The organism is Pseudomonadota bacterium (genome assembly GCA_030860485.1).
Lineage (GTDB): Bacteria > Pseudomonadota > Gammaproteobacteria > JACCXJ01 > JACCXJ01 > JACCXJ01.
Window position 1 is genome coordinate 1 of record JALZID010000165.1, and the last position, 7677, is coordinate 7677.

Consider the following 7677-nt stretch of genomic DNA (forward strand, 5'->3'; position numbering starts at 1 on the left):
CGCCCCGCATCCCCTGGCCGGCGCAGTGCCCGGCGCTGCCCCGGACCCGGATGTGTCCGCCGCGCATTTCGCGGCCGAGGTAGTCGCCGGCGCTGCCGTGGACCTCGATGCGGCCCTCGCTCATGCCGCCCGTGCGGTCGGCGAGCGAGAGCACCGCGCGTATCCCATCGACGTCGGTGCCGAGACCGGCGAAGAGCGGCTGGGTCGCGTCGTGCAGCAAAGCGGTCGCCCGTGCGTAGGCGGCGTCCCAGGTCGCCGGTATTCCCGCGATACGAGGTTCCGCACTGGGCGAGGGTCGGTCGAACCCCGCGACCGCACCCCGGGCACAACCGTTCTGCGCCACGCGCAGCGGCTCGCCCGCGCCGTTTTCGACGACCAGGTCATCGCAGATCAGGTTGCAGAAGGGGCAGGGGACGGAGGATAGGCGCGGTGCCGGGCGCCCGCCCAGCTCACCGGTGTGACCGATGGTGCCGAGGCCGTCGCCCGGTGCCGCCACGGTGCTCTCGCCTCCACCCGATGGCGACGATTCAACGTGTGACATCTCGGTAGCTTACGCGGGTCCCCAGCAACGAAAAGCGAGATGCCATTATCAGAAACGGTCTCGCCGTTTGCAACAAAGCCGAGGTGCCCGCCGCCCAGCCACGTCCCGGTGCCGGCTATCTCTGGGCCATGCTGCTCGCCCGCCTCTATGAAAGCCAGGCCCAGGGATGGGCCTGCCTGCCGCGCCGAGGATGCAAGTCTTCCCGCTCTCTTGCCCCCGTTGTGGGGAGCCGATGCGACTGATCGCCTTCGTCACCGAGGCGGGTTTCATGCAGCCCATCTTCAAACATCTCGGGGAGCCCACCACGCCACCGCGCATCGCCCCCCCTTCCCGGGGACCGCCACTCACTGAGGCGGACTTTGATCAGACCTCGCGCTACGCACCTCCTCAGGGCGAACCCCTGCCCCAGTATGAGTTGTACTGGTAAGCGCCTTCCCAACCCTCCTGCCGCTCAAGGTGACTTGCCCGCCTCCGGGAGACTCGCGTCCGGCCGCGGGGTGCTCGCCTTTGCGTTGCCCTTAAGCCCCAACAGCCACCCAGAACCCAGCCAGGGCCAGCCCAAACAGCCTCTTCCAGCCCCCGCGCGGACCCACCCACACCGGCCGGTCCGTCCGACCTAACTGCACCTGTTGCAACACCGCGTTGAACGTCCTATCCTTCGGCGAAGGCGAAAAGATCATTCCGATCCCGAAGATTTCGGCGGTGCAGGAAATGGAGGCTCTCGAAAACGGCTCGCTGCTATTCCGAGCTGTCAGTTACACGCAGCCCACCGCGTGGTTCCAGTGGCGCGAGGGCACAGGTCAGCCGGAGAAGACCGCGCTGCGCACCACGTCGCCGGTTTCGTTCGATGACATCGAAGTGACGCGGGAATTGGCGACATCAAAGGATGGCACAAGGGTTCCGCTGAACATCGTCCGCCGAAAGGGAACAAAGTTGAACGGCAAAAATCCGACGCTGCTTTACGGTTACGGCGGTTACGGCATCAGCCTATCGCCGAGCTTCGACTTCGCTCGCCGGCTCTGGTTCGACCGCGGCGGCATTTACGTCGTGGCGAACATCCGCGGAGGCGGCGAGTTCGGCGAGGAGTGGCATAAGCAAGGGCAACCTAACCAACAAGCAAAACGTCTTCGACGATTTCGCTGCCGCCGCGAAACACCTGATCGAACGCAAGTACACGCGACCGGAGAAGCTGGCGTTGATGGGCGGGAGGAACAGCGGACTGCTGATGGGGGCGATGATCACGCAGCATCCGCGGTTAATGCGCGCGGTTGTCGCGTCGGTCGCCATTTTCGACATGCTGCGGGTGGAGCTGGCGCCGAACGGCGCGTTCAACGTCACGGAATTGGCACCGTGAAAGATCCCGAGCAGTTCAAAGCGCTTTACGCCTACTTGCCGTATCACCACGTTGAAGACGGCACGAAGTATCCGGCGGTCCTCATGCTCACCGGCGCGAACGATGGCCGCGTGGCGCCTTACCACTTGCATCTGCTCAGTCTCGAGAACGACCGGCGCAACCTGGAGCGTGTCCGGGACATCGACCTGTATGGATTGCCGAAAGATTATTATCAGATATGCTGGTCGCCATGGGCAGCGGCCGTCGGCGTCGTCGTCGTCGGGCTGATGGGGGCCGGATCGGACTGGCGTTCTTGATCGTGATCTGACCTGGATTGTGCTTGCGACGATTGCTCGCATCGAGCGAGCCATTGAGGTGAAGAAATCGCGATGAAGATCGAGGATTACGGTCTGATCGGCGATACGCAGACTGTCGCGCTCGTTGGGCGCAATGGCTCAATCGACTGGCTCTGTCTCCCGCGCTTTGATTCGGGCGCCTGCTTTGCCGCGCTGCTCGGCGGCGAGGAACACGGCTGCTGGCAGATCGCGCCCGCGGAAGAGTTGATCGGCACGCGGCGCGCTTATCGGGAGGGCACGCTTGTCCTGGAGACGGAGTTCGAGACGGCGCGCGCCTGTGTGCGGCTGATCGACTGCATGCCACCGCGGCAGCGCGATGCGGATTTGGTGCGCGTGGTGCAGGGCGTGCGCGGTCGCGTGAGCATGAAGATGCGACTGATCGTGCGCTTCGACTACGGCTCGATCGTGCCGTGGATCCGCCGCGTGGACGATCGCCTCGAAGCCGTCGCGGGGCCGGATGGGCTCAGCTTTTGGTCCGGCGTCGAGACGCACGGGGAAGGGCTGACGACTGTCGCCGAGTTCGAGGTAAGCGAAGGGGAGACGATTCCGTTCGAGCTGCTCTGGCATCCTTCGCACGAGCCGCCGGAGAAACGGGGCGATGCCATGACTCAGATTGAGCAGACCGCACAGTGGTGGCGCGAATGGAGTTCGCAGACGAAATGCGAAGGCGAGTGGAGCGAGGCGATCCAGCGCTCACTGATTACTTTGAAGGCGCTCACTTACGTGCCGACGGGCGGCATTGTCGCCGCGCCGACGACCTCGCTCCCCGAGCAGATTGGTGGCGTGCGTAATTGGGATTATCGTTTCTGCTGGCTGCGCGACGCGACCTTCACCCTCTACGCGCTGATGCAAGGCGGGCACACCGACGAGGCCTGCGCGTGGCGCGACTGGCTGCTGCGCGCGGTGGCCGGCGACCCGAGCAAGCTGCAAATCATGTATGGCGCGGCGGGAGAACGCCGGCTCGAAGAACGAGAGCTGCCGTGGCTGCCGGGATACGAAAGCTCGGCGCCGGTGCGCGTCGGTAACGCGGCGTTCAGCCAGTTCCAGCTCGATGTTTATGGTGAGCTGATCGACGCCATGCACAAGGCGCGTTGTGCCGGGATTGAGTCGGAAACGAATTCGTGGAAGCTGCAACGCGCTGTGATGGAGTTCCTGGAGACTGCCTGGCGCGAGCCGGATGAAGGCATCTGGGAAGTGCGCGGCCCGCGCCGGCATTTCACGCATTCGAAGCTGATGGCGTGGGTCGCATTCGATCGCGCGGTGAAAGCAGTCGAGCAATTTGGGCACGAAGGGCCGGTGGAGCGCTGGCACTCGCATCGTGACGCGCTACGACAGGAGATCTGCGAACGCGGCTTCAACCCCGAGAAGAACGCGTTCGTGCAGGAGTATGGCGGGAAGGAACTGGACGCGAGTCTGCTCATGCTGCCGCTCGTCGGCTTCCTGCCGGCGGATGACGAGCGCGTGCGAGGCACGGTTGCGGCGATCGAGCGGGAGCTGCTCGTTGACGGCTTCGTGCTGCGCTATCGCACCGAGGAGCTGTCAAACGTCGATGGACTGCCGTCAGGCGAAGGGGCATTCTTGCTCTGCACATTTTGGCTGGCAGATAATTACGCGCTCGCCGGCCGCTTCGACGAAGCACGGGCGGTTTTCGAGCGGCTGCTCGCCATTCGCAACGATCTTGGACTTCTCGCCGAGCAATACGACCCACACGCCGGGCGCATGCTCGGCAATTTCCCGCAAGCCTTCTCGCACGTCGGCCTGGTGAACACCGCGCGCAACCTTTCGCGCGAAGGCGGTCCGGCGCAGCAGCGGCCGGAGCGCGAACAGGATGTGCCTCGATGATGCCGTATGCGGGATACGGGATGCGGGATGTGCGATGCGCGACCATCCCCGGAGCGCTTATCACGTCTCTCGCATCTTTTTTTTAGCGGGTTGCGCGGGGCAGCAGTCGGCTTTGGATCCGGCGGGGCAAGATGCCGAGCGCATCGCCGGCCTTTTCTGGTGGGACGGGCGGAGCTCTGCTTGTCTGGGCTGCCGTAGTCGCACTCGCCATTTACGCGATCCGGCGTCGCTCTTCGGCGAACCAGAAGCGTCCGGCAACGCTGCTGATCATCGGCGGCGGCGCGATCGTGCCGACGGTGGTGCTGACCATTTTGCTGGTTTACGGACTGGCGATGCTGCCGAAGACCATCGCGCGGGCGCCTGAAGGCAGCCTGAGAATCGCGGTGACCGGCGAGCAATGGTGGTGGCAGGTGCGCTATCAACCGCCGGACGGCGAGGAGGTCGTGCTCGCCAACGAGATCCGGATTCCGGTCGACGAACCAGTCGAATTTGAACTCGACGGCCCGCCGATCGCTGTGAAGGGCCAGGAATTCTTTTGCTCTTACGGCTGCTCCGCTTGCCACACGATCCGCGGCACCACGGCCGATGGCGTCGTCGGCCCAGACCTCACTCACGGCGGCAGCCGGCTGAGCGTCGGTGCAGGCATTTTTCCGAACGAGCCGCAAGCATTCCAGGAATGGATTGCGTTCGGAATGCTGCCGCCGGAAGAATTACGAGCGATCGCGACTTACCTGGAGAGTTTCAAGTAATGCGCGATGCGAGATTCGGGATTGTCGGGGCACAACCCCGTTGGGGTTGGTAGCTCGCTGGATGGTCTACCCAAGGTAGGCGCTACGCACCAACCTTGGGCTATAGAGCCACTTCGCGGCTGCCGTGATGCCCGCGATGAAAGCGCAACATCGACGCGGTGCCGAATACCCCCCGGAACCAAACGCAAGAAACCTCGGTAATACAGGCGCGGCGAGGCTGCCAAATAAAGTCCGATGGCCGCCATCAGCCGCGTTCACGACACCACCGGCCGACCAGCCAGAACACTGCTGCCAGCAGTGCGACAACTCCCATGACGACCACCGCGAGCGCGCTGCGTTTAGGCAACGGGGTAAATCGCGAAACGCCACCAGCGACGGCCCGCAAGGCAATGGCGAGGATCAAGTCGCCAAACAGGAGCACGAATATGTCACTCACCCGCCACGCTATAAAAAATGCTACCACAATCGACAAAGCGATGATTACGCGCCGGATGTACTGATTGAGTCGGCCCATCTTCTATTTGCCCTGTCCGCTAACAGGTTTTTTGCGGCGCAAGCCTACAACTGCGAACTCAACAGTCCCGCAAGGCTGTCGAGCAGTTTGTCGCTCCATGGCCGGTTTTCCCATTCAGCCAGCGTCACACGACGCGATTCCTGCAAATCCCGTTCAAAAAGTTCCACCTGGTCCCGTGCGAAGGCGGTGTCGTGGATGTTGAGATTGGCCTCATCGTTGACGCTGAAGGAGCGGCTGTCGAAATTGGTCGATCCCACCGACGTCCACAACTCGTCCACGATCATCACCTTGCAGTGGTACATCGTCGGCTGATACTCATAAATTTCTACCCCGCCGCGCAATAGCGGTCCCCATTCGAAACGCGACGCACGCTGCAAGATCTCCCGGTCGGTATGGGAACCGGGCACAATCATTTGCACGTGCACGTCGCGTCTTCGGGCAGCCAGCAAAGTTTCGACCGCGACATTGTCGGGAACGAAATAGGCCATCGCCAGCCGAATAGTGCTTCTCGCCGCGGCGATCGACAACAGGTACATGATCTGCACGCTTTCCGCGCCGCCGCCCGGCGCACTGGTGAACACCTGGGCCGTGTGCGAACCTTTCGGCTCGATCGGCGGAAAATACCCCGCTCCGTGTAACACCTGGCCGGTAAGCGCGATCCAGTTGTCCAGAAACGCCGATTGCATCTGCGCGACGACGGGCCCTTCGACCCGGAAATGCGTATCACGCCAGTGTTGCGGATCCTGGGCGTGCCCGCGCCACGGGTCCGCGATCCCGACGCCGCCGGTAAAGCCGATCCTGCCGTCCACCACTAGCAATTTACGATGCGTGCGGTTATTCATGCGGCCAAGTCCGGACCAGCGCGGCGGATTATAGCGGCGCACCTCGATTCCTGCCGCTTTCATCAGGTTCAGGTCCTCGATGCTGCCGCTGCCCCACCAATCGAGCATCACGTGCACACGCACTCCCGCGCTCGCGCGTTCGCTGAGCGCTGCGGCGAACTCCTGGCCGATCGTTCCGGACCAGTAGATGTACGTCTCGAACGTAATCGTGTGCTGCGCGCCGCGGACGGCAGCGAGCATCGCCGGAAAACTTTCGTCGCCATTCTGCAGCGCCTGGACGCGGTTGCCGTCGACGAGCGGCGGGCCGAGCAGCGACCCCATCGCGCGCAAAAACTGCGGGTCGGCGACCGAATATTCGGTCTCGATCCGATCGTCGAGCGGCTTGTTACCAAGGGTTAGATTGAGGAGCAGCAGCAACCCCGCTGCGGTCAACAGGAACGTCGCGATACCGATCGTGATAGTTGTCGACATTGCGAGTTATGAACGACGGCAGTTTCAGGCCGGAGGCTTTCGATCCATCAGTTCGCTGAGCTGTTGATCACGGCCGATGGCGGGGGCAGCAATAGCAGTCGATGCCGCTTCTGGAAGCTTGCCCTGCACGATTTGGCCATTCAGATGGAGATACCGATTCAGGTGTGTCACTTTCCGCCAGGGACCAGCAAATGGAACAAGATCGAACACCGCATGTTCTGTGACGTCACCCAAAACTGGCGCGGTCGGCCCTTGGTGAGTCACGAAGTCATCATCAACTTGATCGCCAGCACAACGACGCGTACCGGTCTGAAGATTCATGCTGAGCTGGACAAAGGCCATTACCCCACTGGGATCAAGGTCAGCGACGAGGAGCTGGCTGCGGTCAATCTGAAACGGGCTGACTTCCACGGTGATTGGAACTATGCCCTAATGCCAACACGAAAGAAAACATAATCAACTTATTATGACGCGGATCCTAAGGACGACAGGTAGCCAGTAGGTCAGCATGGCCTCATCCCTTCTCTACTGACCACTGAATGCTGACCGCTGACTACTTGCCTTTGAGCGATGCCGTTTGACTATTCCCTGCCGTTCCGCCGGATCACTTCCGCGCCCACCCCGAACACTACCGCATCGGCAAACAAGCGACGCGCATCGACCTGAAGCTATCGGACACCTGCATCTTATTATCCAGGTCTCCGATTTCTTCGTCCGGTAACACGATTGCGCTACGCTTCGCGAAATGTTCATTGTCAAAGATCGTGACGGTGGCTTTGGGACCGGCCCTGATGCTTTCCACCGCGTTTTCCCAGTCCGCTCCGAACGGTCCGCGCATCTTGGCCATATCCAGCGGACCCACGAGCGTCAAGCGATCCCCGCGGAAGCCTTCCTTGGTATATAACTCAACCCAACAGCCCTTGGCTTGGGGCTCGACTTTGAACTCCAGAGGGACCATCACTGTTACGGGCACCCCCACCGTGATGGTGCTCGCATCGGTTTGATTTTCGGAAGCGCTGCGGTCTTGTG

The 7677-nt window shown here is 62.3% G+C and carries 7 protein-coding genes and 2 pseudogenes; 5 read left to right on the plus strand and 4 right to left on the minus strand.

Annotation, left to right across the window (positions count from 1 at the left end):
• Positions 1-541 (minus strand): hypothetical protein (locus M3461_09090; protein ID MDQ3774496.1); only part of this gene is annotated, 541 nt, incomplete at its 3' end.
• Positions 542-773: 232 nt separating this feature from the next.
• Here M3461_09090 and M3461_09095 point away from each other — a divergent pair.
• The 4 genes and pseudogenes from M3461_09095 to M3461_09110 all read left to right on the plus strand — a co-directional run bounded on the left by M3461_09095 (position 774) and on the right by M3461_09110 (position 4821).
• The gene (locus tag M3461_09095; GenBank protein ID MDQ3774497.1) at positions 774-968 is read left to right on the plus strand and encodes a hypothetical protein; all 195 of its coding nucleotides are present in this window, start codon (positions 774-776) and stop codon (positions 966-968) included.
• A gap of 323 nt (positions 969-1291) precedes the next feature.
• A pseudogene (locus M3461_09100) lies at positions 1292-2020 on the plus strand (prolyl oligopeptidase family serine peptidase).
• Between the two features lie 237 nt (positions 2021-2257).
• Positions 2258-4072, plus strand: a complete 1815-nt coding sequence (locus M3461_09105; protein MDQ3774498.1) for a glycoside hydrolase family 15 protein — start codon at positions 2258-2260, stop codon at positions 4070-4072.
• A gap of 131 nt (positions 4073-4203) precedes the next feature.
• On the plus strand, positions 4204-4821 hold the full coding sequence (locus tag M3461_09110; protein ID MDQ3774499.1) for a hypothetical protein: 618 nt from the start codon (positions 4204-4206) through the stop codon (positions 4819-4821).
• A 244-nt stretch (positions 4822-5065) separates the two neighbouring features.
• Here M3461_09110 and M3461_09115 read toward each other — a convergent pair whose 3' ends face one another.
• Entirely contained in the window at positions 5066-5257 is a 192-nt protein-coding gene (locus M3461_09115) for a hypothetical protein (protein MDQ3774500.1), read from the minus strand.
• 122 nt (positions 5258-5379) lie between these two features.
• Entirely contained in the window at positions 5380-6648 is a 1269-nt protein-coding gene (locus tag M3461_09120; GenBank protein ID MDQ3774501.1) for a phospholipase D-like domain-containing protein, read from the minus strand.
• 57 nt (positions 6649-6705) lie between these two features.
• Between M3461_09120 and M3461_09125 the strand changes: the two are divergent.
• A pseudogene (locus tag M3461_09125) lies at positions 6706-7104 on the plus strand (ISAzo13 family transposase).
• A 172-nt stretch (positions 7105-7276) separates the two neighbouring features.
• On the opposite strand, the gene M3461_09130 reads toward M3461_09125, so the two are convergent.
• Positions 7277-7677, minus strand: a 401-nt coding sequence (locus tag M3461_09130; GenBank protein MDQ3774502.1) for a hypothetical protein, incomplete at its 5' end; no start/stop codon positions are given.

What these genes read in the sequence shown, in the direction of transcription:
- M3461_09095 (MDQ3774497.1), top strand. Translation starts at nt 774, where the DNA reads ATGCGACTGATCGCCTTCGTCACCGAGGCGGGTTTCATGCAGCCCATC.
- M3461_09110 (MDQ3774499.1), top strand. Translation starts at nt 4,204, where the DNA reads ATGCCGAGCGCATCGCCGGCCTTTTCTGGTGGGACGGGCGGAGCTCTG.
- M3461_09120 (MDQ3774501.1), bottom strand. Translation starts at nt 6,648, where the DNA reads ATGTCGACAACTATCACGATCGGTATCGCGACGTTCCTGTTGACCGCA.